Origin of the sequence: Paenibacillus sp. Soil522, assembly GCF_001428245.1 — a bacterium.
GTDB lineage: Bacteria > Bacillota > Bacilli > Paenibacillales > Paenibacillaceae > Pristimantibacillus.
Genome location: NZ_LMRV01000044.1, coordinates 285,686 through 307,986, shown reverse-complemented (window position 1 = coordinate 307,986; position 22,301 = coordinate 285,686). Strand labels below are relative to the sequence as shown.

20 protein-coding genes are annotated in these 22,301 nt (G+C 47.5%); 5 read left to right on the top strand and 15 right to left on the bottom strand.

Annotation, left to right across the window (positions count from 1 at the left end; translation table 11 throughout):
- Window positions 1-307: 307 nt before the first annotated feature.
- From ASG81_RS15085 to ASG81_RS15070, 4 genes are read right to left on the bottom strand one after another with little or no spacing between them, the layout of a single operon-like run.
- Entirely contained in the window at window positions 308-1,381 is a 1,074-nt protein-coding gene (locus tag ASG81_RS15085) for a LacI family DNA-binding transcriptional regulator (protein ID WP_056635607.1), read from the bottom strand.
- A gap of 14 nt (window positions 1,382-1,395) precedes the next feature.
- A complete protein-coding gene (locus tag ASG81_RS15080) occupies window positions 1,396-2,685 on the bottom strand; it encodes an ABC transporter substrate-binding protein (RefSeq protein WP_056635605.1) in 1,290 nt (429 codons plus the stop codon).
- Window positions 2,686-2,699: 14 nt separating this feature from the next.
- A complete protein-coding gene (locus ASG81_RS15075) occupies window positions 2,700-4,553 on the bottom strand; it encodes a cache domain-containing sensor histidine kinase (RefSeq protein WP_056635602.1) in 1,854 nt (617 codons plus the stop codon).
- Window positions 4,554-4,573: 20 nt separating this feature from the next.
- Entirely contained in the window at window positions 4,574-5,335 is a 762-nt protein-coding gene (locus tag ASG81_RS15070; RefSeq protein WP_056635724.1) for an SDR family NAD(P)-dependent oxidoreductase, read from the bottom strand.
- Window positions 5,336-5,626: 291 nt separating this feature from the next.
- On the opposite strand from ASG81_RS15070, the gene ASG81_RS15065 reads away from it, so the two are divergent.
- Window positions 5,627-6,559, top strand: a complete 933-nt coding sequence (locus tag ASG81_RS15065; RefSeq protein ID WP_056635600.1) for an ArsR/SmtB family transcription factor — start codon at window positions 5,627-5,629, stop codon at window positions 6,557-6,559.
- Between the two features lie 204 nt (window positions 6,560-6,763).
- Complete coding sequence (locus ASG81_RS32825; RefSeq protein WP_235548882.1) at window positions 6,764-6,970, top strand: AraC family transcriptional regulator; 207 nt, start codon at window positions 6,764-6,766, stop codon at window positions 6,968-6,970.
- A 27-nt stretch (window positions 6,971-6,997) separates the two neighbouring features.
- On the opposite strand, the gene ASG81_RS15060 is transcribed toward ASG81_RS32825, so the two are convergent.
- From ASG81_RS15060 to ASG81_RS15020, 10 genes are all read right to left on the bottom strand, one after another.
- A complete protein-coding gene (locus tag ASG81_RS15060; protein ID WP_056635597.1) occupies window positions 6,998-8,113 on the bottom strand; it encodes an NADH:flavin oxidoreductase in 1,116 nt (371 codons plus the stop codon).
- Between the two features lie 135 nt (window positions 8,114-8,248).
- Window positions 8,249-9,133 (bottom strand): ABC transporter ATP-binding protein, encoded by an 885-nt coding sequence (locus ASG81_RS15055; RefSeq protein ID WP_056635594.1) that lies wholly within the window; start codon window positions 9,131-9,133, stop codon window positions 8,249-8,251.
- A 3-nt stretch (window positions 9,134-9,136) separates the two neighbouring features.
- Window positions 9,137-12,013 (bottom strand): ABC transporter permease, encoded by a 2,877-nt coding sequence (locus tag ASG81_RS15050; RefSeq protein WP_056635591.1) that lies wholly within the window; start codon window positions 12,011-12,013, stop codon window positions 9,137-9,139.
- Between the two features lie 101 nt (window positions 12,014-12,114).
- Window positions 12,115-13,140: an efflux RND transporter periplasmic adaptor subunit gene (locus tag ASG81_RS15045; RefSeq protein WP_056635588.1), complete on the bottom strand. Its 1,026-nt coding sequence runs from the start codon at window positions 13,138-13,140 to the stop codon at window positions 12,115-12,117.
- Window positions 13,124-13,816, bottom strand: coding sequence for an ABC transporter ATP-binding protein (locus ASG81_RS15040; RefSeq protein WP_056635585.1), 693 nt, complete (start codon window positions 13,814-13,816; stop codon window positions 13,124-13,126). The genes ASG81_RS15045 and ASG81_RS15040 overlap by 17 nt, the downstream gene beginning before the upstream one ends.
- Before the next feature lie 305 nt (window positions 13,817-14,121).
- Window positions 14,122-14,508: a YmaF family protein gene (locus ASG81_RS29930; RefSeq protein WP_081417355.1), complete on the bottom strand. Its 387-nt coding sequence runs from the start codon at window positions 14,506-14,508 to the stop codon at window positions 14,122-14,124.
- 237 nt (window positions 14,509-14,745) lie between these two features.
- Window positions 14,746-15,582 (bottom strand): hypothetical protein, encoded by an 837-nt coding sequence (locus ASG81_RS15035; RefSeq protein ID WP_056635582.1) that lies wholly within the window; start codon window positions 15,580-15,582, stop codon window positions 14,746-14,748.
- A 6-nt stretch (window positions 15,583-15,588) separates the two neighbouring features.
- Window positions 15,589-16,044: a helix-turn-helix transcriptional regulator gene (locus ASG81_RS15030; RefSeq protein ID WP_056635579.1), complete on the bottom strand. Its 456-nt coding sequence runs from the start codon at window positions 16,042-16,044 to the stop codon at window positions 15,589-15,591.
- Window positions 16,045-16,237: 193 nt separating this feature from the next.
- Window positions 16,238-16,756: an SRPBCC domain-containing protein gene (locus ASG81_RS15025; protein WP_056635576.1), complete on the bottom strand. Its 519-nt coding sequence runs from the start codon at window positions 16,754-16,756 to the stop codon at window positions 16,238-16,240.
- Between the two features lie 95 nt (window positions 16,757-16,851).
- Window positions 16,852-17,175 carry an ArsR/SmtB family transcription factor gene (locus ASG81_RS15020; RefSeq protein ID WP_056635722.1) on the bottom strand — a complete coding sequence of 108 codons (324 nt, stop codon included), beginning with the start codon at window positions 17,173-17,175 and terminating at the stop codon, window positions 16,852-16,854.
- A gap of 322 nt (window positions 17,176-17,497) precedes the next feature.
- Between ASG81_RS15020 and ASG81_RS15015 the strand changes: the two genes are divergently transcribed.
- From ASG81_RS15015 to ASG81_RS15005, 3 genes are all read left to right on the top strand, one after another.
- Window positions 17,498-18,415 carry a stalk domain-containing protein gene (locus tag ASG81_RS15015; protein WP_056635573.1) on the top strand — a complete coding sequence of 306 codons (918 nt, stop codon included), beginning with the start codon at window positions 17,498-17,500 and terminating at the stop codon, window positions 18,413-18,415.
- Between the two features lie 158 nt (window positions 18,416-18,573).
- Window positions 18,574-18,945: a hypothetical protein gene (locus ASG81_RS15010; RefSeq protein ID WP_155971556.1), complete on the top strand. Its 372-nt coding sequence runs from the start codon at window positions 18,574-18,576 to the stop codon at window positions 18,943-18,945.
- A 236-nt stretch (window positions 18,946-19,181) separates the two neighbouring features.
- The gene (locus ASG81_RS15005) at window positions 19,182-20,105 is read left to right on the top strand and encodes a DUF5667 domain-containing protein (RefSeq protein WP_056635567.1); all 924 of its coding nucleotides are present in this window, start codon (window positions 19,182-19,184) and stop codon (window positions 20,103-20,105) included.
- Between the two features lie 92 nt (window positions 20,106-20,197).
- On the opposite strand, the gene ASG81_RS15000 is transcribed toward ASG81_RS15005, so the two are convergent.
- On the bottom strand, window positions 20,198-22,279 hold the full coding sequence (locus ASG81_RS15000; RefSeq protein ID WP_056635566.1) for a hypothetical protein: 2,082 nt from the start codon (window positions 22,277-22,279) through the stop codon (window positions 20,198-20,200).
- Window positions 22,280-22,301: the final 22 nt, after the last annotated feature.

The window sequence follows — 22,301 nt, the reverse complement described above, 5'->3', positions numbered from 1 at the left end:
GAAGCTGCCGCGGTTCATTCGAAGCGTGCAACGAAGCATAAGGGGAATAACAGGCGTTATTCCACCCAATTTTGCTCTATCGAATGAAATAGAGGAAAACTTCGGCGTTATTGTACGATTTTGATGCTATGGGAACCAGTTTCGTGAAAATAAGGCCAAAATATACCGCTATCGCCCAGCCGCTCTCGGTAGCAAAAGGAATAAGAGGACAAATTACCTCTATTGAAGCAGCTGGTTACTTTAAGCCCACCGTCCATCGTCCTGCAAACTTCCCGCTACGAGCAGCTTCTCCATCTTGCACTGTTACTCAAGCCCTCGCCTGCGCAGTCGACTCCCGATACAGCAGCTCACCCGCTAGCAGCAGCTTCTCCATCGGCTCCTGCTTGCCCGAGATCCGGCTGATCAGCCGCTCAACCGCACGCTTGCCGAGCGCTTCCTTCGGCACATGCACGGTCGTTAGTGCGGGCGTCATGCGGTAGGAATCGTCAATGTTGTCGAAGCCCGTCACCGACACCTCCTCCGGCACCGCTACGCCCAGCTCCTGCAGCGCATGAACCGCACCGATCGCAATCATATCATTTGCGCACAGAAGCGCCGTAGGCAAAGCTTTCGCCCTCAGCCGTTTGGCCGCCCACTCCTTAATTGACTCTTTGAATTGCTCATGCTCGAAGCCTTCAACCTTTAGATAGCAATCATCGCCGATACCAAAGCCCGGCGCACCTCCTACCTGCTCCTCCAGCGAGCTGCGGAAGCCCAGGAAACGATCCTTAAAGCTGCGCGAATAGTTGATATCGCCGATAAAGAATAGCTGCGTATGTCCCTTGCCGATCAAATGCTTGGTCAGACGGTACATCGATTCATAATTGCTCGTAAACACCGTATCGCTTGGAATAAGCATATCCTCATGATCGACCAGCACCATCGGCATGCCGATTCGATGCACCTCCAGCAGCAGCGGAGTCGATATTTCACCAACGCCAATGAGCCCCAATATGCCGTTCGGATTCAAGAAATGCAGGAAATGCTCCACGCTCTGCTCCGACACAATGACCATGCCGAGGCCATCCGCTTCTAGCCTCAAGGCTATGCCGTCCAAAATCCGCCCCCAATAAAGCGACTCCTTGGTTTGAAAACGGATATTCGGCATAAGCACGAGTACGGATTGCTTGCCTGCGGCCGGCACCTTCGGAAGCTTCTCCAGCTTCATCGGCTTGACATAAGCGTTCTTCTGCGAAAAATAACCCAGCTGTGACGCCGCTTGAATAACTCGCTCCTGTGTCGCCTCGCTGACGCCGCCCTTACCGGAGAGCGCCTTCGAGACGACAAACTTTGAAACGCCTAAATAATCGGCAATTTGCTGCATAGTAACTTTCTTAGACATCAGGGTACTCCACCTTAGCTTTCGGTAATAGTTCGCGCTTTTCTCCAGCGCTCATTGTATTGATTGAATACAGCCTGCAAATCAGGCGCGGCAATCCACTCTTGGATATAATCACCTGACCAAAGCGCAATTTGCGCTGTATTCGCGATCTCTAGCAATTGGTCGCTTGGAACGAGGCGCTCCAGAAACTCGCTGTTAAACGATAGAAACTGCTGGAACTGCGGCAAGGACGGCTGCTTATTCTCGATAACGGGTAAAAATCCCGAATCATCCACATAACCGGACTCGGTTACAAAAAATTTAATCCAAGCTTCTGCCAGCTGTTTATTGTCGCTAAATTTGCTAACGCCGACGAACCAATCCGGACTGAGCGGAGCATAGCGCTTTGGGCTGTTGTCGTAAGGAAACGGAAAAAATCCGATATCCTCCGATTTCGCTCCTGCTGCAATCACCTGATTAATGACCCAATTCCCCATTAAATACATGCCGGCTCTGCCTGCTGCCAGCTCCGTCTTGGACGATTCCCATTGATTCGAAAGCAGCTGCTTCTCCACATATCCCCGGGCGATTAACGTTTTGACGATTGTAATCGATTGACCCCATGCGTTGTCAATCGTCCATGGCTCATCCATGTTCACCATATTATTCAAATAACCGGCATCTCCGGTCATATAGCTGACTAAATCCTCTCCCCAGGTCATTAGAGGCCACTGAGCGCCATAGTTCAAGTAAACCGGCACGATGCCGGCTTGCTTCAGCTGCTCGCAAGCGGCGTAAAACTGCTCCAGCGTCGTTGGGATTTCTTTAATCCCCGCCTTTTTGAAAGCTTGCTTGTTATAGACAATTCCCGTCGTTGAGGCGCCGGTAGCAATGCCGAATCGTTTTCCCGAGTAAGCTTTAAAATCGGCAAAATGAATATGCTCGAACAAGCTGTCGCTAAGCGGTTCGAAATAATCGGGCAGGTTTTCATTTTTAATATTGTTTGGCAGCAGCAGTACGTCGCCCAAATTGCGGGTGGACAGCCGAACCATAATATCGCTGGCGTAGTTCGGTATGCCTTCAAACTTTACGGTAACACCGGGATTAAGCTGAGCGAATTGATCGGCATATTTTTGAAATACGCCGTTCTCGGCAAGATCGACACGGTTAGTAAGTACACGAAGAGTTACTTCCCTCCTAATCTGCTCCTCTTTGCCCGCAGGCTCGGTTTCCGCTGCGCTGCCGGCTGAATTCTTCTGACAGCCCGCGATGGATATGCCGCACAACAGAACAACAAGCACTAGCATAAACATGTATTTGTTCATTCTGCGTCTCTCCCTCATTCTAATGGAAGCTGTAAAATAACCTCGGTGCCCCGGCCCTTCTCACTGGTAACCTTCAAACCGTACGCGTTGCCATAGTGGAGCTTGATCCGCTCATTTACATTTTTCAAGCCGATTCCGCCTGTTTTCCGCTTCACGGCTGCTTCCTCCACGCCTGCCAGCGAACGGTTTAAGCGGTCTAACGTCTCCTCGTCCATTCCCAGCCCGTCGTCTATTATGCGAAGCCAAAGACCCTGGGACGTCCGCTCGCTCCTCATTTCTATCCGCATCGACGGTTTATTGTCATCCATGCCATGATAAATCGCATTTTCGACAATGGGCTGCAGCACGAGCTTAATGATTGGATATGTCCGCAGGCCATCCGAAATTTCCGTCTCCAATTGGAACCGGTTCGGGTAACGGTAATTAAGCATTTCCACATAATTGCGCGTATGCAAAATCTCATTCTCCAGCGTCACTTCCTCATGCAAATCACTTATGCTGTAACGCAGCAGTTTCCCGAGTATCGCAATCATATCCGCCGCGATGTGATCATCGTTCAGCTCGGCAGCCATGCGAATCGACTCCAGCGTGTTATACATAAAATGCGGATTAATCTGGCTTTGCAGCGCGTGCAGCTCCGCTTCCTTCTTCTTCGTCTCCATTACGTAAATATCTTGAATGAGGTGGTCGATCCTGACGATCATCCGGTTAAACTGGTTGCCAAGCTGGCCAACCTCGTCCCGGTACTTAACCTGGAACTGAACGTTAAAATCGCCCTCCTGCACGTTTTTCATCAAACGCATCATTTTGCGCAGCGGATTCGTTAAAGCATACGAAAATACAACCGATATAAAGAGCGCCACGATAATCGTAATCGACGTAGCGATTAAGGTCACGTTGCGAATGACGACGGCATCCTTCGTCAGCTCGCTTTCGGGAATCGAGGTCATAACCTTCCATTTCGTATTTGGCGAGGTCGTATAAATATATAACCGCTTCAAGCCGTCACGCTCAAAATAAAAGCTTCCCTTGCCCCCCGTTGCCCGAGCGACGGCAGGGTCGTTCATAATATTTGTCGCCATCCGCTGCTTGTCGCTGTCATAAATGACATTGCCAAGCTCGTCGATAATGACGGACTCTCCGCTCGTTACCTTGTTGAGCTCGCTCATTTGATCCTCGATCACGCTAATATTCGCATCCACCGCAATCATACCGATGGGCTTGAGCGATTTATCGATCACCTTGCGGACGACCGTAAACGCATATTTGACGCTCTGCAAATTGCTCGTATATTTCTGCGTGCTGAACAGCATCGCTTCGCCGCCTGAGGTTTGTACGCGCTCGCGCCATTGTTCATAACTTTCCTTCACGTTCAGCCGGATTCCGCCTCCCGCCGTCGAGTAGTAGCCATTCCCGTACTGATCGAATATATACACCGTGTTAGCGCCGCGCTTGATCGCATTAATGAACGAAATGTTTCCTTCTATTCCGCGCTGAATCGAGAGCAGCAGGTTAAAATCGTCAGGCACCTGACTGCTGCTGCCGCCTGCCGCCATCTGCCGCTGCTCGTAATAGGCGTTCGAAAGAATCAAATTTTGTTTTATATCGTTCTGATATGCCGGAATGGAGGTAATGCGAACCATATCCTCGATGTAATCGTCTACCCTTGCCATCATGTTTTCAAGCATTTTGGTCGAATACACGATTGTCTTCTCCTCAATCGAGCGGGAGTAATTGCTGTATGAGATGTAGCCGATAAACGATAATGGAAGAGTGATAAGAAGCAAAAAAACGATAAACAGCTTCCGCTCCATTCTCATGCCGCCAAACCCCGCCCATATGTGCCACAATCGTTTTTTTAGACTCATTACCGCAGACTCCCCTATCTCTAAATGGCAGGCATAACGTTTCCGCCGTTTACAGGAATGTAGGCGCCAGTAATGAAGCTAGCCAAGTCCGATGCCAGAAAAGCGACCGTATTGGCGATCTCTTGATCGGTACCTCTGCGCTTCAGCGGAACAGTTTGCGCATATCCGTTGTTTTCCTCCGTGTTGTCCGTACGGTCGCGGTCGCTAATCGTCCACCCCGGCGCAACCTGATTAACGGTAATCTGATGCTCCCCAGCCTCCTTGGCTAATACGCGGTAGACTCCGTCCATGCCGCGCTTGCCGGCCGTATATGCCGATTGGCCCGCGAAATTTTGCATCGAGCACTCCGTATTAATGCCAATGACTCTTCCGCCTCCCCGTTCAATCATCGGCGGAACGAAGGCTTTGGCCAAATAGACGCTTTGCAGCACACAGGACTCAAATTGGCTTACATAATCGGCTATAGGCTGCTCGAGTATGCTTGTCCATTGATACTGAATAACCGCGTTGGCAACTACGATATCGACATGGCCCAGCTCCTCCGTCACCTTCGCTTTCATTTGATAAATGTGCTGCTCGTTCGTCACATCCGCCTGCACGGTCATTGCGCGTCTCCCGAGAGCCGTTATTTCCTGCTGCAGCTCTCTCGCCTTAGCTTCGTTATTATTGTAGTGAAGCACGATGTTAGCGCCGCAGCGTGCAAGCGTGCGAGCCATTACGCGCCCTAAATCGCCCGTAGCTCCTGTAATTAGCGCCGTTTTATTCGAAAGATCAATTTGCATCATTTGAGTTACCCTTCTTATCGGATCAAATTTGTTATATCTTTTATTATTAATTATGCTACCAAAAAGTCAACTGTTTTAAAAGCGCATTCAAAAATTGCAGCGTTTCTCGCACAAGTAAATAACATAACGAATTAATTTATAATATGGTTAACTTTTTCAACGTAGATATCGACTTATTCCTGCAATATTCCTTGTGATTTCGACTGTTTTCATGTATATTACAGACTATATACACAGACTAATCGTTCATATATGTATTAACAATAACTCTCATTCGGAGGTTATCCATTGAAAATCGAGCTATCAGAGCAAAACCTGCCCATATTTGAGGCTATATCAAGTAACGTACGCATCCAAATCATTCATTTGCTGTCCAAAAAATCGATGAATATCCGTGAGCTTGCCGAAGCTTTGAGCTTAAGCAGCGCTATTATGACCATGCATGTCAAGAAGCTGGAAAAGGCGGGAATCATCCGTTCCGAAATGACCCCGGGCAAAGGCGGAGCCGCACAGAAGATGTGCTCCCTTAGCATGGATGGACTTGAAATCGCTTTTCCGCGCAAGGATGTCGTTCATCGCGAATCAAGAAGAACCGAAGTATCCATCGGCCACTATACCGATCTAAGCATCGTGCCCACCTGCGGCATTTGCACGACCGAGAAGGTAATCGGTATTTTCGACGATCCACGCTACTTTCTCGATCCGGATCGCGTCAACGCCAAAATACTATGGTTCTCTCAGGGTTATATCGAGTACAAAATTCCTAATTTCCTGTTAAGCAGCGAAAATCCGGAGGAGCTCGAAATTTCGATGGAAATCTCTTCGGAAGCCCCTCTCACCAATATGAACTGGCCTTCGGATCTTACTTTCTTCTTTAATGGAGTGAATGTGGGCATGTGGACGAGCCCTGCCGATTACGGCGGAAAGGGCAAGCTGAATCCCTCATGGTGGTTTGACGATGTCAACCAATTCGGATTATTGAAGCGGCTTATCATCAAAAAGGACGGCACCTACATGGACGGTATTAAGCTCTCCGACGTTAGTCTTAACGAGATCGATATCAGCAACAGCCACTGGACATTCCGTATCGCGATTCTTGAGGATGCGGAGCATATCGGCGGCTTCACGCTGTTTGGATCAGGCTTCGGCAACTATAATCAGGATCTCATCTTTAAGCTTTATTATACAAAGTTGGCGCAAGAGGATCGGACGCTGGCTTAACTGCACCAGCTTAGGGGACACAACGCCTACCGCTCGCACTACCATACCATTTGGTATACAGCGGTTCATGGCTTCCCCATTATGGGCAAGCGAAAGCCGCCTGACTTCCCTTTCTCTTTGTCGTTTTCACGAAAAAAAATGGTTGTCTCTCAGGTTACTAGACCTTATGAGACAGCCATTTTTTGTTTTTTGGGATTGGTGGACGTGGTAAATCGCCGTTATCGGATTCACGATCTGCAAATAGGTTCAAAAAATCGAATTAACTCGCCGCGCACCATTGAACGATGCTTAGACCTAGAAGAAGTCGGAGGCCGGGTCGGTTATCCGGACATTCATTACTTCAGCCGTATCTTCCGCAGGCACGAGGGCATCTCGCCGAGCGAGTACCGGAAGCTGTCAAACATTTTATAAGACTGTGAACTGCCGGCAATCAGCCTATTAATATAAAGATTTCAAAGCATTCGTATCATAGTCCAAAAGCTCATCTGTACGATTATCGCGTATTTTGGCTGCCCATTCGGGATCAGCCAGCAATGCCCGGCCAACGGCCACCAGATCAAACTCCTCATTTTCCAGCCTATCAATCAATCCCGCAAGGGAAGCCGGCTTCGCGGCATCGCCCAGGCTGCTTCTAAATTCATTATCGAGGCCGACCGACCCTACTGTTATCGTCGGTTTTCCCGTCAGTTTTTTCGTCCAGCCTGCCAGATTCAAAGCGGAATCATCGAACTCCGGCTCCCAATAACGGCGTGTCGAGCAGTGAAAAACATCGACTCCCGAATCTGAGAGCGGCGTCAAAAATTGCAAAAGCTGCTGAGGCGACTCAGCTAATTTAGCAGTGTATTGACCTGCTTTCCATTGGGAGAACCTGAGAACGATCGGAAAATCTGCTCCAACAGCACGGCGGCATGCCTGAACAACCTCGACAGCAAAACGGGTCCGGGCAACAAGATTTCCGCCATAGCGATCGGTGCGCTGATTCGTTTTTCCCCAAAAAAACTGATCAATTAAATAACCATGCGCACCATGAAGCTCGATCCCGTCAAAGCCGGCTTTAGCCGCGTCTGCCGCAGCCTGCGCATAAGCCGCAATCACTTCCCCGATCTGATTTTCCGTTAACGGCTCTGTTATTTTCTCGCCGGAAAGATTCAGACCGGAGGGACCGATCGGCAAAGCGTCCGGATTAGGCAGATCACCGATTTTGCGAGTTAGTCCGATATGCCATAGCTGAGGAATGATCTTTCCACCGGCCTCGTGTACAGCATCAACGACTTTTGACCACTGCTGGAGCGCAGCCTCGCCATGGAAGTTCGGGCAATTCGGATTAGCCGCTGCTGCGGGATGGTTGATCAGCGTTCCTTCGGTAATAATAAGGCCAACTCCATTTTCCGCCCGGCGGCGGTAGTAAGCGGCAACGTCCTCTCCCGGCACTCCGTCAGGGGAATATCCTCTAGTCATCGGCGCCATTACAATTCGATTTGCGAGCTCTACATTTTTGGATGCAAAGGGCTTAAAAAGCGCTTCAACCGAAGCTTCACTTCTGGCATTAGACATTTAGATTCCTCCCATTATGCGGTATGGATTTTATTTCCTTTCTATACTACTCTATCCTATCATCGTTTCCAAAGCACCCCAAATGACGAAAGGGCTGCGCCCAAAGTCTTAACGACCTGGCGCAGCCCTGCTTGCTTACTCTGCCTTCTCCTCCGGAGGGAGCAGCACGATTCTGCCTTCTCCAAGCTCCACGCGAAGCTTATTGGAGTTTTTGACGCCGATGGATTCCAAATAGCCCGAAGGCACCTGCAGGCGGCCTGCTTTATCAAGCACGGCATATTCCACATGCGTGCCTTCTTCATCCTCGGCTTCCGCTAGCTCCGCCAGCTCTTCGGCGTATGAGCGCTTGCGCAGCATCTCTGACGAAATTTTTCCGTCGCGGATAGCCGCTACGCGGTCCACCTTCTTCGCCAGCTCAGGATCATGCGTAACGATAACGACCGTAATCCCAATTGTCCGATTCAGCTCGCGGAACAAGTCCAGAATCTGATTCGCCATACGCGAATCTACCGAGCCAGTCGGCTCATCCGCAAGCAGCAGCTTCGGATGATTCGCAAGCGCAATGGCGATCGCCACCCGCTGCTGCTCGCCTCCGGACAACTCATAAAGCTTATTCGAAGCGCGGTGGCTAAGTCCGACGGCATCCAGCAGCTCCTTCGCCCGCCAGCGCTTGCGGCTGCCGGTAAGCAGAATCGGCAGCTCTACATTTTCAAGCGCAGTCAAATACGGGATAAGATTTCTCGCATTATTTTGCCAGACGAAGCCGACGCTTTCCCGTTTGTAGCGGACAAAATCACGTTCCTTAAACTTCAGCATATCGCTGCCGTCAACCGTCAGCTTGCCGGCCGTTGGACGGTCTAAGCCGCCCAGCATATTAAGCAGCGTCGATTTGCCGCTGCCGCTGTTGCCGATTATCGCCATAAGCTCGCCGCTTTCGATATGAAGATCAAGGCCTTGCAGGGCGAATACCTCAAGGTCGGCTGTTTTGTATATTTTGACTAGCCCCTCGCAATGAATCATCCGTCAATCCTCCCCTAGCTTTATCGCTTGATGGATGCGCAGCCGCGACAGCATATAGGCCAGTATGCAAAGTCCGAAGAGCAGCATGAAGCCGACGAGCAAATAAATGCGCATTAAATCCGAGGAATCGAACATCACCTTGAACGGCGGAACGAGGCTGCTTGGATTAAACGCAATTTGAAAATTAGGCACATACAGCAGGCTTGCTGCATTGCCGACACCGATTCCTATAAGTACGGCAACGCCGGAAGTAAGCAGCTGCTCGACCGCCAGCATGCCGATAAGCTGCTTAAGCGACAAGCCAATGGCGCGTAAAATACCGTTTTGCAGCGTCCGGCCCCGCAATGATAATACCCAGTACAATAAAAATCCGATAAAGCTAACCATAATCGATAGAACGAAGCCCAGCGTCAAAATTCCGTTTAGCGCCATGAGGAACGGATCATTCTTGGCATCCACGAGCTCCTCTCTCGTATTGACAATGCTCGTGATCGGAAGCTTCGATTCCTTTAGTCCTTCATAAAACTGCGCGGTGCTGACCTCAGGCTTCAGCTTGATCCAGACATCATACGGCTCAAGCGCAAGCTGCACCTGAATGCGCGGCAAATGGCCTACAATCAGCATAGGAGCGCGGCCTCCCGTCGAGTCTTCGCTGACATCAACGCTGCCTATGGCTGGATTCGGGTTAAATGTCGGAAAATAATCGATGATGCCGTACACCTTGAAAGGCTGCTGCGGCACGTCGCTCCAGCCAACCCAAATCGTATCGCCCGGCTTAACCTTATTCTGCTCCGCCAGCGTCTTCGAAATGAGCACGGCCTGCGAGTCGCCGGCGAGCAAGTTCAAATAGTCGTTGATCGGATAATCGAGCAGGCTGTCACGGAACCAAGCCGCTTCTCCGAACTCGTCCGTATCGATGCCAATCAGCGTTGCGGCTCCGCTGCCTTCATTTACGCTGAAGGCTGCCTCTTTCTTAAATACTTTAGCCGCATGCTCCACGCCCTTGATCGTCTTAAAGGGCTCGAACGCAGGTTCCAAATAATGCACAGGAGCTTCCGTTACAGGCGTCTCCGGCTGCGGCTGACCCGGAGCTGGAGGCGGCGGCGCATCATTTACCCATTGTGCGCTCAGCACAATCTCCGCGCCATTGCCATACCTGATCCGATCCTCCGTATTATTGTTGATCGTTCTTGCGGCCGAGGCGCTAAATACGCCTGTAGCAATGGTCATAATAAGGAAAATCATCAAAAATTGATATTGCGTGCTGGAGCGGCCGACCTGTATCAATGTCGCATATACGGAAGGCGGCCACCACTTCTTGAAGGTCCAGTATACGAGCCTGAGCACCCATGGATACAACCGAAGCAGCAGCAAGCCCGCGCCCATAATAAACAAGGCGGGAATAACGAACTGCAGCGGATCAATATTCAGATCACCGGCGTTCAATCCCAAGCTCTGCAAATCGGCCAGCCGCTTTCTGAATGTGTACAAGCCGTAAATGGCGAGCGCAAGCGCAATGACATCAAGAAACATTTTATGCCATAGCGGCGATTTTAATAGTCTTGCCAACTGCTGCTTATGTCCGACAATCGAGACGCGGGTTGCCATAATAATCGGGATAAGCATAATGACAAAGCAGACGGCGGAAGCGATTGCTCCAAAGCGGTAGGCTTCCTCTGTAATTCTGACCGGCATTCTTACGCGCTGCACAAATTCCAGAAAGCCGTTTGATGCTCCGAGCAAGTCGGTCAGCACAACTCCCAGCAAGGGGCCAATGCCAAATGCAATGCCGCATAAAATAATGCCTTCCACACCATAGGAGGTGATCACCTGCCAGCGTGCTGCACCTCTGCTGCGCAGCACCGCAATTTCATTCTTTTGCCGGTCGGCGATGAGATTCGAAACCATGAACATATAAAAACCAAGCATAATGAATACGGGAACATTAAGCGACCACATTAGCGTTCTTAGCTGCTTCGCCCGATCCATATATTTGGCGATCGTATCGAGCGCAGGCGTCTCAGACACGGTCTGATACAACGTTACGTTATTAAGCATGACGTTGCGTATCTTATTGGTCGTCTGAATGAAATCGTCTACGAATCTTAGCTCAAGCTTGGAATAATCAAGCACGAAGAACCAGCCTACGGACGCAACGGGAATTCGGCTTTCCTGCAATAAATGCTGCTTAGCCAGCTTGTCGCTTATGACGAAGCTGCCGCTAAGCTCGCTCAGGTCCGTATCTCTAAAATACGGGTCGTCATCCTGCTTCTTCTCAAATACGCCTACCGGCTTAAACTTTATTTCCCCGGCAATTTTATCGTCGTCTACAAAAAACTCCGAATCGAGCACCGTTTTGAATTGAATAAGTCCCCGCTCCGAAACGAGCACTTCATATACGCCATTGACCGGCTGCTCTGCAGGCATTCTGCCGTCGGTCAGCTTTATATGCTCCTCAAGATCGGAGAAGGAGCGCAGCGACATCGTCTTGACCGATTTTTTCGTATTAGGCTCAGGATCATTTGTCGGCCTGATCTTTATCGATTTCGATTGAAAATCGACAACCAGCTCCTGCACCGGTATTTGAAAGCCGGCTGACGCTTGCTCACGTATGTAACGGTCCACTTTCGTATAGATGTTATTCATCTGCTCCGGCGTTTCTTTCGTATAAAATAATTTATTATACTGATTCCCGGGATAAACGCTCTTCTTCGTTTGCATCGTTTCCAAATCTTTGACCAGCATCCGTGATAGAACCGCTTCCGAATAAATCGGCATGCTGCTAACCAAAGCGACAGACATCACTAAACCAATAAACAAGCTCGCAACCAACCACTTATTTTGCACCATTTTGCGAACAATCATAACAAACAAAGCCACTCGAAAACCTCCCAAGCGTAAACGGCTGAAGCCAAGTATGCGGCAAAAGCTCGTTGTAAACGGCTGATAACCCCCGTCGATAGAACGGACTCATGCAGGTATTATTGCAGCACGACGATCGCGCCCTCTTCCAGACCCTTCGTGATTTCAATTTCAGTCGAGCCCTTAATCCCCGTTTCCACATCGATCTCACGAATTTTATTGCCGTCCTCCAGCGTTCTTACGAACGTTCTGCCAAGGAAGCTGCGTACGCCGCTGCGCGGAATTTTCAAGATGTCTTCACGCTGCTGCAAAATGATCCTTACGTCTGCGAACGCTCCGATCGATGCGTCGACCGGTATTTTCGGCAGTTCGATAAACAGCGTTTTGGAGTAACGATCCTGCAGCTGTTCGTTCAACGTTGTTGGAGCGGAAGAAGGCGTCTGCACCACTTTGCCCTGCAGCACCTGATCGCCAAAGGTTACCAGAGCCGGGAAGCCGACGTCCACGCCGCTTATTTCCGCGCCTGCTTCGACCCGAAGCGCCACGCGCAGCTTCGATGGATCGGAAATAATGACCAGCGTCTGATAGGCCTCGACAAAATCACCCTCCTCTAACTCCTCGACGAAAGTGACTTGGCCATCCATTCCGGCAACGAGCTGCTTGCTGTTGAAGGTTGTCATCAATCGCTCCAGCTTTAGGTTCTCAATATCCATTTGCAGCTTTGCTATGTCAATCGCATCGCTGTCTCCGCTGAGTTTAGCTTGCTTGAGCGCTAACTTTGCTCTTGCAACCGACAGCTGCTGCTCCTTGAGTTGAATGTCTAATCCGTCTACATTTAGCTGGACAAGCACATCGCCCTTTTTCACCTTCGCGCCGGAGTCAACCATCATCTTCGCGATGCGGCCGCCTTGGCCTGTAAACTGCGCAATCTCCGACTGCGTCGATTCCAGGCTGCCGCTTCCTTTAATCTCCTGCGTGATCGTACCTTTCTCGACCGTAACCGTCCGATAATTTTCTTGGGCCGGCTTGATGAGCGGCGGCTTTAACGCCTGCTCCTCGGCTGGGAGCAAGGAACACCCTGTAAGTGAAGCGCTAATGAGCAGCGCAGTTGACCAGCAAAGCAGCGGTTTAAGCTTTTGCGACAATTTGTCCATCCTCCAATTCATACACATGGTCAACAATTTCCATAATGGCAGGATCATGCGTCGTCATAATGATCGTCATTCCTGCCGTCTCTACCAAATCGCGAAACACCTTCATAATTTGCAGGCCGGTACGGCTGTCCAGCTCCGCAGTAGGCTCATCGGCAAGCAGCAGCTTAGGCTTATGGGCGATTGCCCGCGCGATTGCCGTCCGCTGCTGCTCCCCTCCCGACAGCTCGAAAGGCCGGTGATGCATGCGCCCCTTCAAGCCGACCTGCTCCAATGCTTCAATCGCCGTTTCCTTACGGCCGTTAGCTGACGCACCCGAAACTCTTAATATAAACTCCACGTTCTCATAGGCAGACATAAGAGGGATCAAGGCGAAGGATTGAAAAATAAGTCCCATTTCCTTGCGCCGCACCAGATCTCTCTCTTGATTCGACATTGCTGTCAAATCGCGCCCGCCAAACGTAATTTGTCCTTCTGTCGGACGATCCAGCGCGCTTAACAAATTAATAAGCGTCGTTTTTCCTGAGCCGGATCTTCCTTTAAACGCGATTAGCTTGCCGGAAGGGATTGATAAGTCTACGCCCTTCAACACAGTTACCGCGCTGCTTCCGCGTCCGAACGTTCTTTTTAAAGCGCTTGCACGAATCATGTCATGCGTTGTTGGCTGCATCTAATGTTAAGCCTCCATTTTTAGCGAATCTCTCCCAATAAACCGTTTACATTTATATCTTTTTCCATTCTACTCCTAGTATTCTCTGCGTACAAGTATAATTAAATCAGATATTGTGCAAATCTATTAGATGCGAAACCAAGTTGAATAATCAGTTTCATGAATATTTCACGAAGTTGTAAAATAGCTCTCAAGCGGTTTAGAGAACGAAACGAAAAAAAAGCTGACTTCGGAATTTATCCCGAGAATCAGCTTATTCTTTGCAATTATTCTTTTTGACTTTATTACAATTTATGATACATATTTTAAGAACTAACTTCGTCTCCCGTTCTTCCGCTATAAGCATGAGAATGAGGACGCCTTCCGTTTATTGTCGAATATCCTTCAAATAAGTGGTAGTGCCCGCTCCCTGGAAGGGCAATGGCCGGGCCAGTTGTCCCCTGAATGATGTGGGTATGACCGTCATCCACAGAGGTCATGGTGTAATACCCGTGAACATGAGGTACACCGGTAGGAGCAGGAGCAGTCCAATTGGCGTATTGGTGGGAATGTCCATCATTATAGGAAGTCATACCGGCAAAAGAATGGACATGGACAGGTGTACCGTTCCAAGACGTTATATATAGTTTATGCGAATGATTGGCATCGTCATCTCCAGAATTCATAACGAATCCGGTTATCGGAATGTTCATATAATGCCCCTTTCTCCAAACAAGTAAAGTACATGATAGTCTATGTGGAGCCATATTAATCAGGAAACGGCCAAAGCCCATCATAATAAAATAAAGACCTGAAGTGTCCTATTTAGAAACGCCATCGAGAAAGAGTCAATCCGGCTGCTGCAATGTATGAATCAGTAACAATAAAAATAGAAATGAGAAAAAAATGCTCGTCTAAATGTCGAGCTTGTTGTCAAGGTCGAAGATTATTTAATCAATATTGAATTTAGGATTGTTTTTTTGAGGGTTTTGGCTTATTTGTTGTAAGGCTTTCGCAGCTTTTTCTTGCGTTTCTTTGTTGGGATAATTGTTTTTAATATTGCTTAGCGGTTGAATAAATGAACTGAAGTTCAATAATTTTGTTGCCTCTATACCAGCGTTGATCATATTTTGCGGTTGGTTTACATTAATCATGGATATGATTGTATTCTCATTCATTTGTAGCGAGTAAATTAAAACATCGGAATCTTTGTGATTTTCTATAATGACTTTTATTGAATTCGGTGTTCCAATTATTCCGAGTGCATATATGGTACTGTTAGAAACTTCTCTACTATTTGTTGTTTGTAGAATCGCTGCCATTTCATCAACATATTTATCACCATAGCCATCCTCTGCAGATTTAATAGCCGCTATTTGAACTGATTGTTCATTGTATTTGTCAGGATGTTTAAGAATATTACTGATTTCTTTCTCTGAGTTTTGAAATGTATAAAAAGCAACTGAAATAAGTATGATTACGCAAGAAACTATACCTATTCTAGAAAGAGAAATTAACATTTTTTTTCGTTTTGAAGGGTGGACAATTGAATCAATAAACAATCCGATACAATACCAAAAAAACACATTCAGTAAATAAAATAACCATATTAACATTTGATGTGAAATGAATCGTTTAAAAAAAGATGAATAATCCTCCAAAGCCAACAAAATTGGGCTTGTCAAAAAAAGTAATAAGTTCTTATCGTCATAGCCAAACAAATTAAATAAACAAATACCTAACGCAAACAAAGTAAGCCAAAAGCTAAAAAATTTGAATAGCTTCACCAATTATCACATCCTGTTCGATAACTTTTCTAATTGAATTAACGTTTCTTCTCTATCAAATGAGCTAAACCATCGGAAATCATCATCATCAATAATTCTGTAATGGTGGCTAATCATATTTAGCTGTATCCGAAATGAACCTTTTTTCTCTTCTTCTTTCCACCATACTTTACCGCCAAATGTTTTATCCTTTGAACGTACAAATCCATTATGAGCAATCGTTTCAATCACTTCTACTGGATCTCCGCCCAAAACCGATTGAATCACTTGGCTGTCACGGAACAAAGCACATAATGCCACCACATTTGTCCAGCCAGCAAGCATTCTTTCTTTTTCAATTTGAACTAATGTTTTCTTAGACACTCCCAGAACTTCAGCCATTTGATCTTGTGTATATCCTTTTTCAACTCGTACTAATTTCAATTTGCCTGAAAGGGTCTCGATTAACTGCTGTTTATCCATTAGCCCACCCCATATCGTATCATTATATACTTATAGTGTAATATTACACCATAAGTATATAATGTCAATATTCTCGATCCATATACAAACAATTCAAACATTCAGTTAACAGAAGGTTTTCTATTCTCGAAAAGAAAAAAGAGATGACGATTATGTCATCTCTCTTATAAAAAGCATTTGTTCATCCAATAGTTTAACCGTTCTTCTGAATCGACTCCAGATGCTCAACCAGTCTGTTCCAGGTATCTGTGATGCCCTGCAGCATGCCCATATCCAGCACCTGCTGCAATCCTTCAGCCGTCGCATATTCCGCGCGGTTAATGACCTTTGTCCCGCTATCCGTCTCGATGAAGGTCAGCGTTATGTTCGTTTCAGGCATATTTTCCGCCACGTTGCCCTCCGCATCGGAGAAATAATCCACATACACAATCTTCTCCGGCACGACGATTTCACGGTACACACCCTTGCCCCATGATTCCATGCCATAGTAATCGCCCTGGTTCTTATCCTCGCACTTCATGCAATAATGCCAAACCCCGCCTATGCGGAAATCAACATGGCATACCGGAAGCGTCCAGCCTCTCGGACCCCACCAATGCTTCAGATGCTCCGCCTGCGAGAACGCCTGGAACACCAGCTCGCGAGGGGCATTGAACACACGCTCCAAGATAAGCACCTTTTCCTCAACCTTGGATACCATTTGATTTGTCATTTTTAACATCCTCCTCGATTTCATTAGTTGGTCAAAATAGTCTGTCACAGTGTTCACAAAACTCACCTATCATCCCAAGGTCAGTCTTGCTGCTCTTACCGTGTTTCCTTGCCCTGCAGCTTCTGCAAATAGTCATCCAGGCGGTCGAACCGCTCCTCCCATATGACGCGGTAGCTCTCCAGCCAATCGTCCAGCTCCCTGAAAGGATCCGGCCGCAGCCTGTAGATCCGGCGATTGGCGTCCACCTGGGCCTCCACGATGCCAGCCTCACTTAGAACACGCAAATGCTTGGATGCTTGAGGCTGGCGCAGTTGCAGCCGTTCGGCGATTTCCCCTACGGTGAGCGGACGTTCGCGCAAAAGCTCAACAATCTGCATGCGGTTAGGCTCTGCCAAGGCACTCATGACGTTAGCATTCATGGTCATCATCCGTTCTCTTGCTGTAAATTGTACGCGTTCGTTATTGTTTGGAGTTTGTATTTTCTTGCTGATATCAATATACCACAACACGAATATTCTCGTAAAGGAATATTTAAAATGGATTTTGCCGCCGAGTTTCTCTTTAATAGATTATCTATCCTATAAATTATTCCCTCGTCACCTACAGCTACATTATAATCATGAATTATACGTGCAGCATATGTTTAGTATTCCATTTGTTGCATTCATTGTATTATAGGTATGCTGTATCCATTTTCTAAGGATGGGTGCGAGGAATGATTCATAACGGGGGGGGAAATGGATGAAAAAGTTAAATCTGCTTCTAGGCTTGATTTTCTTTATTACCTTGCTTTATTCACCAACCACGATGGCAAAACCAAAAGAAGCGGCGCAAGTATTGCTGTACGTAGACGGCCAATCCGTTGTCTATAAGAAGATAACGAAACAAGGGCGCACCGAAAATATGATTTCGCTGCGTGCGGCGGCTTCTGCGCTGCATCTAAACTTGACTTGGTCGGCTTCGAGTAAAGAATGGTTGTTATCAAGCGCTACCCATACCATTAAAGTAAAGCTTAATTCAACGACTGCTTACGTGGACAACCAGAAGAAAACGCTCAAAATGGCACCTATGCTGGATAATGGAACCTTGTATATCCCCATTCGATTCATTGTTGAATCTAGCGGTGGGACACTTCAGTACTATAAAGGCGATGATATGGCGTTGATCTGGGTATTGTCATCCGAACAGGAAGCCCTTAATAGCGCGCTACTGTCGGACAATGTGAAGCAGCTCAAGCATCTTCTAAAAGATTGGAGAGCCCTTACGATACCTATGGGCGTGGACGGTATGTTACCGTATGATTTTGCAACCGATAGCGTCGCGGAGACGAAAGTGCTGTTGGATGCTGGTTTCCCTATTAACTATCAAGAGTTTGAATACACTCAAATAGGTATTCCTAATCACGGTTATACACTTTTGCATAATGCAGTAAGTCATGGCCAGCTGGAAGTTGTCCAATATTTACTCGACAACGGAGCAGACCCGAATTTGTTCACAAAGACCGGATTTGCAGATGCACTCGGTTTGGCGAAGTGGGGAAAAAGCTCGGCCAGTGAAGGATTCTTTGATTATAAGAATAAGGACCGGGACGCCATGGTGCAAAAATATGAAGCCATTATTGCTTTGTTGGAGAAGCATATAAGTGAAGGTTTATTTTAAGGATGAAAATCAAAATTTTCTACTGACGAGCGCAGATATCATGCCAGGATCGATTGAAGTAGTAGGGACGCCGTGGTGGAATTAACTAACTTTTTTTGAACTTTCGTGTCCCGTCCCTCAGTTTAGTTTAAACGGCAACCGAAACTTTATCAATTGGGATGAAGGGATTTATTTTCTGCACTTATTACAGCCATGTTATAGAGTCGGTACAGGAATTTTACTGGTGGAGCGCCTTTTTTCTGGCTCAGGAGGCGAGATGGGCTGCGCTGAACGAGAAGATGCGCGAGCTTGGGGATCTCGAATTCGTTTCATTTTTGCAAGATGTTGAAGGTATGCTCCGCACCCGCAATCATCCCATTCTTCTGACTGATTTTCCCAATGTATCTCGTGATGATCTGGATTCGGACACTGAGCTTCACGTTTTCTTCCAGTCGGCATATGAGCGGCTAACCCAAGTCACCGTTGGCACAATTGAGCTCTTGGCTGCATCGATACGCAATTCACCAGATTTCTTCCTGACATGGAGCTAGATCGCACAAAGCCGCCCTAAACATGGCGTTCTTCTATCAAGTACACAAAGTAAAGGCTACCCAGATGCGCTGATTTTGTGGATCCAATACGCTTATCCTCATAATATCGGTATACTAATGCTATTTTGCTGCTTACCGGGCGGGCGTTACCCGTCAACCCCCAGAAAACATATCCCGATGCCGTATAGTTTAAATACAGCTGCAGCTAAAACAATAACATGAGGGTGGTAATCGGAATGAGTCAAAAACGAATAACAGAGCCAAAAAGAAATACTTTCTTTGCAAAGGGCGCTTTAATTAGCATGCTTGTATTCTGCGTTGGGACAGGCAGTGCGTTTGCTTCCGGGGAGGCGGCGGATCCGATACTCTCTCCTACGGTGACAACGAATGTATCGGCTGAGGTGGCCGTTTCGGAAAGCAAAGAGAAAACTCCAAACCTTTTGCCGGGGAATTTCTTCTATTTTATTAAAGTCGTCTATGAAAACATCAGACTATCGATTACGGCTGACGATTTGAAGGAGGCTAGATTGCTCGCTGAATTCGCTCAGGAGCGTCTTTCCGAAGCGACTGCCTTACATGCTAAGGGGGAAACGGAAAAGTCGGTTCAAGTCCTTCAGAAGTCTATTGAAAACCAGCAGCTTGCAATAGAATTAGTAGCTTCTGAAGCGGAAGAGGAGAATGAGGATGAGGATCTAAAACAGGCGGTAGAGGTTAAATCCGACTTGCAGCATAATATTTTATCTCTAACCGCTGCGCTGGAAAAGGTGAAAAACCCGCAAGCCCAAAAATCACTCTTGAAAAATATTATAAAGTCTTTCGGCCATTTGGAGAAAAAGCTTGCCAAGCTCGAAAATAAGGTTCAAGAAGAGCAAGCTTCCGAGCCTTTAGCTGACCAGGCGGTCGTTCCTGCTGACGCAAATCCGGATACCATTGTTTCCAGTGATGCCATTGTAGCCTCCTCAATCAAAACCGAGGCGGAGCAACAAACGGCTTTAAACAAGAAAACGAAAACGGAGAAGGACGCAAAGGCCAAGGAAACAAAGACCAAGGAAACTAAGATTAAAAAGGAAGCTAAGATTGAAAAGCAAGAAATGCTCATGAAGCAGAAGAAAGAACATGAAAATAACCGCAGTGAAAAAAATCAAAAAAACCACAACTAAAAATAAGTTAAAACGTTTAGAGGCCTGATACAATTTTAGGCCTCTAAACGTATTTCCTTCCTTTTATAATTTGATTTCGCTAGGGGCCGGGTTTAGCCCCCGTTCGCATGGACCGTTTCCAGCCCTGCATTTACGGTCTTCATGATATTGACCATATCCGTATAGGGCTGATCCTGCTGGTTTACCAAGCCTGTATTGAAATTCTCGCCGTCTTTGCGCCCGGTAACCGCTTGATCATAGTACTCAAACCAGCCCGAGCCGACAAACAACGGATGTGCCGTTTGGCTTTCGATGAAAGCTTTAAAAGCCGCGCCTCTGTCCGCGATACTAGCTGTTCTTGTAGACGCATTGATGGGCGATAACCCGCGCTCGCTAGTGCTGAATGTATATTCCAGATTCAACAGCGGTTTTCCGAAAGCTTCATATCTGGAAATCCATCCCGCATCGTTCGTATAAGTATCTACTGAAAAAGCATCCACAAATTCCATGGCTGCCGAATCCCAATCCAGACTGGTCCGCCAGGTGGGAACGATAGAAGAACCTAAGAACAAATGGTTCGTATCATATTTTTCGATAATATTACGGATCGTCGAGAAGTACGTTTTGGATGCCAGCTTGATATAGTCCGATACATCCGCAGCCGGAACTCTCGCGATTGCGATCGATGTATTCTTTAATGCGTCAAATGATTCGGCGCTCGTGCCAAGAAGCTGGTTGACCGAGTTAATGTCATTGTTATATCTTGGCGCAAGAAAATCCACAAAGGCGCCCTTCGCCGCAGATGTCGAATTATACGTCAAAATCTCTTTTACAATATCGGCCGACCATCCGGCCTCGTTATCGTAAGTGTAGCCGATCAGCCACCGGTCATTCCTCGCCTTTTGAAGCTGTGCGCTCAAGGCGTTGTCGATAATGGATTCAGCCTGCGGATCGAACACATCGTACGTCCATTGAATCCTTTTCAAAGTTGGCGGATCTTGCAGAACCTCTATATAGGGGAACGTGACATTATTAGGTCTGGACCACTTGCTAAAGGCATTAAAGCCCCAATTGATCAACCGCTTCTTGGTGATTTCCTCCCACTTCGACTCATAGCTGATGCCGTATTTTTTCATGACGTTGGCGACGACGAAGCTGACTCTTTCGCCATTTGAGTCATTGGAGTAAGCGGGAGCATAGACACTCGGATCGGGAAGCTCCTCGAACGCCCTCCGGGGAGTACCGTCCGTTTTCTTAAACGGTGTTCCGTATCCCCACTCCCATATGCTTGTCGAATCCACGCCCTTTAAAATGAATTTATAGCCGTCCGGCGTAATAAACCACCATTTATTATCGATTTGTTCAAGTCGGAAAAATCCGCTGCATGTGTACTGTCCCCCGCTTTTAATCCCGCCGTACTGATCATATTTTTTTCGTTCCAGCGAAACTTTCGCAAGCGCTATCGCCTCATTCGCATATTCCTGCTGCAATTGCGCGTCAGTTGTAACCTTTCCCGGCCACGTTTCATAAATCCACTGCCCGTATTTATCCACCATCAAAGCGTCTTTCTTAAGCTCAGTCAGCATCTGCTCTGCGGTAAAAGCAGCAGCCGGATTCTGCCCTTCATCGCCTGTGCCTTTAAAAATTTGCACTTCCGTGAGCGGGATATGCTGATAGGAGTGCGACCGCTTAATATCGATAACAATAAATCTGGCCGTCTTGTTGTTCATCGGGATGTTGACCGAATAGTTCAAGGCGGTTCCTGATTTTACATGCTTGCCGGCAATATAGTAATAATCTGTTGTAGCCTCGGAGCGGTATTTGACCGTAAATTGTTTAAACCCCCAATAGATGTTGGGTGAATTCAATACGATGTTTATGCTGTCCAGCGGGTAGTCCTTCAGCAGATCAAACACCACCTGCACCGTCCCTTGGGCGGTCGCGCTTCCCATCCATCCGGCATAGGTCGTTGTTAAGCCGTCAAAAAGTATGCCACCCTCTGACGATACCAAGCCGGTTGACCCTTTGTCGGGCAAATTACCTGCATTCGGGGCAGGGCCATAATAATAGTTTCCGGTTTTAAGCAGCGTACCTCCCGCGAGAGCTCCTCCGGCAGGGATGAACGATGATAACAGCAGGATTGCTAGAAATAGTTTAAAAGCATTACCTCGATACCATCTATACCATTTGTTCATAATTAACCTCCATCATAGTAGT

What these genes read in the sequence shown, in the direction of transcription:
- ASG81_RS15085 (WP_056635607.1), bottom strand. Translation starts at nt 1,381, where the DNA reads ATGTCTAAGAAAGTTACTATGCAGCAAATTGCCGATTATTTAGGCGTT.
- ASG81_RS15080 (WP_056635605.1), bottom strand. Translation starts at nt 2,685, where the DNA reads ATGAACAAATACATGTTTATGCTAGTGCTTGTTGTTCTGTTGTGCGGC.
- ASG81_RS15075 (WP_056635602.1), bottom strand. Translation starts at nt 4,553, where the DNA reads ATGAGTCTAAAAAAACGATTGTGGCACATATGGGCGGGGTTTGGCGGC.
- ASG81_RS15070 (WP_056635724.1), bottom strand. Translation starts at nt 5,335, where the DNA reads ATGCAAATTGATCTTTCGAATAAAACGGCGCTAATTACAGGAGCTACG.
- ASG81_RS15060 (WP_056635597.1), bottom strand. Translation starts at nt 8,113, where the DNA reads ATGTCTAATGCCAGAAGTGAAGCTTCGGTTGAAGCGCTTTTTAAGCCC.
- ASG81_RS15055 (WP_056635594.1), bottom strand. Translation starts at nt 9,133, where the DNA reads ATGATTCATTGCGAGGGGCTAGTCAAAATATACAAAACAGCCGACCTT.
- ASG81_RS15040 (WP_056635585.1), bottom strand. Translation starts at nt 13,816, where the DNA reads ATGCAGCCAACAACGCATGACATGATTCGTGCAAGCGCTTTAAAAAGA.
- ASG81_RS29930 (WP_081417355.1), bottom strand. Translation starts at nt 14,508, where the DNA reads ATGAACATTCCGATAACCGGATTCGTTATGAATTCTGGAGATGACGAT.
- ASG81_RS15030 (WP_056635579.1), bottom strand. Translation starts at nt 16,044, where the DNA reads ATGGATAAACAGCAGTTAATCGAGACCCTTTCAGGCAAATTGAAATTA.
- ASG81_RS15025 (WP_056635576.1), bottom strand. Translation starts at nt 16,756, where the DNA reads ATGACAAATCAAATGGTATCCAAGGTTGAGGAAAAGGTGCTTATCTTG.
- ASG81_RS15020 (WP_056635722.1), bottom strand. Translation starts at nt 17,175, where the DNA reads ATGAATGCTAACGTCATGAGTGCCTTGGCAGAGCCTAACCGCATGCAG.
- ASG81_RS15015 (WP_056635573.1), top strand. Translation starts at nt 17,498, where the DNA reads ATGAAAAAGTTAAATCTGCTTCTAGGCTTGATTTTCTTTATTACCTTG.
- ASG81_RS15010 (WP_155971556.1), top strand. Translation starts at nt 18,574, where the DNA reads ATGAAGGGATTTATTTTCTGCACTTATTACAGCCATGTTATAGAGTCG.
- ASG81_RS15005 (WP_056635567.1), top strand. Translation starts at nt 19,182, where the DNA reads ATGAGTCAAAAACGAATAACAGAGCCAAAAAGAAATACTTTCTTTGCA.
- ASG81_RS15000 (WP_056635566.1), bottom strand. Translation starts at nt 22,279, where the DNA reads ATGAACAAATGGTATAGATGGTATCGAGGTAATGCTTTTAAACTATTT.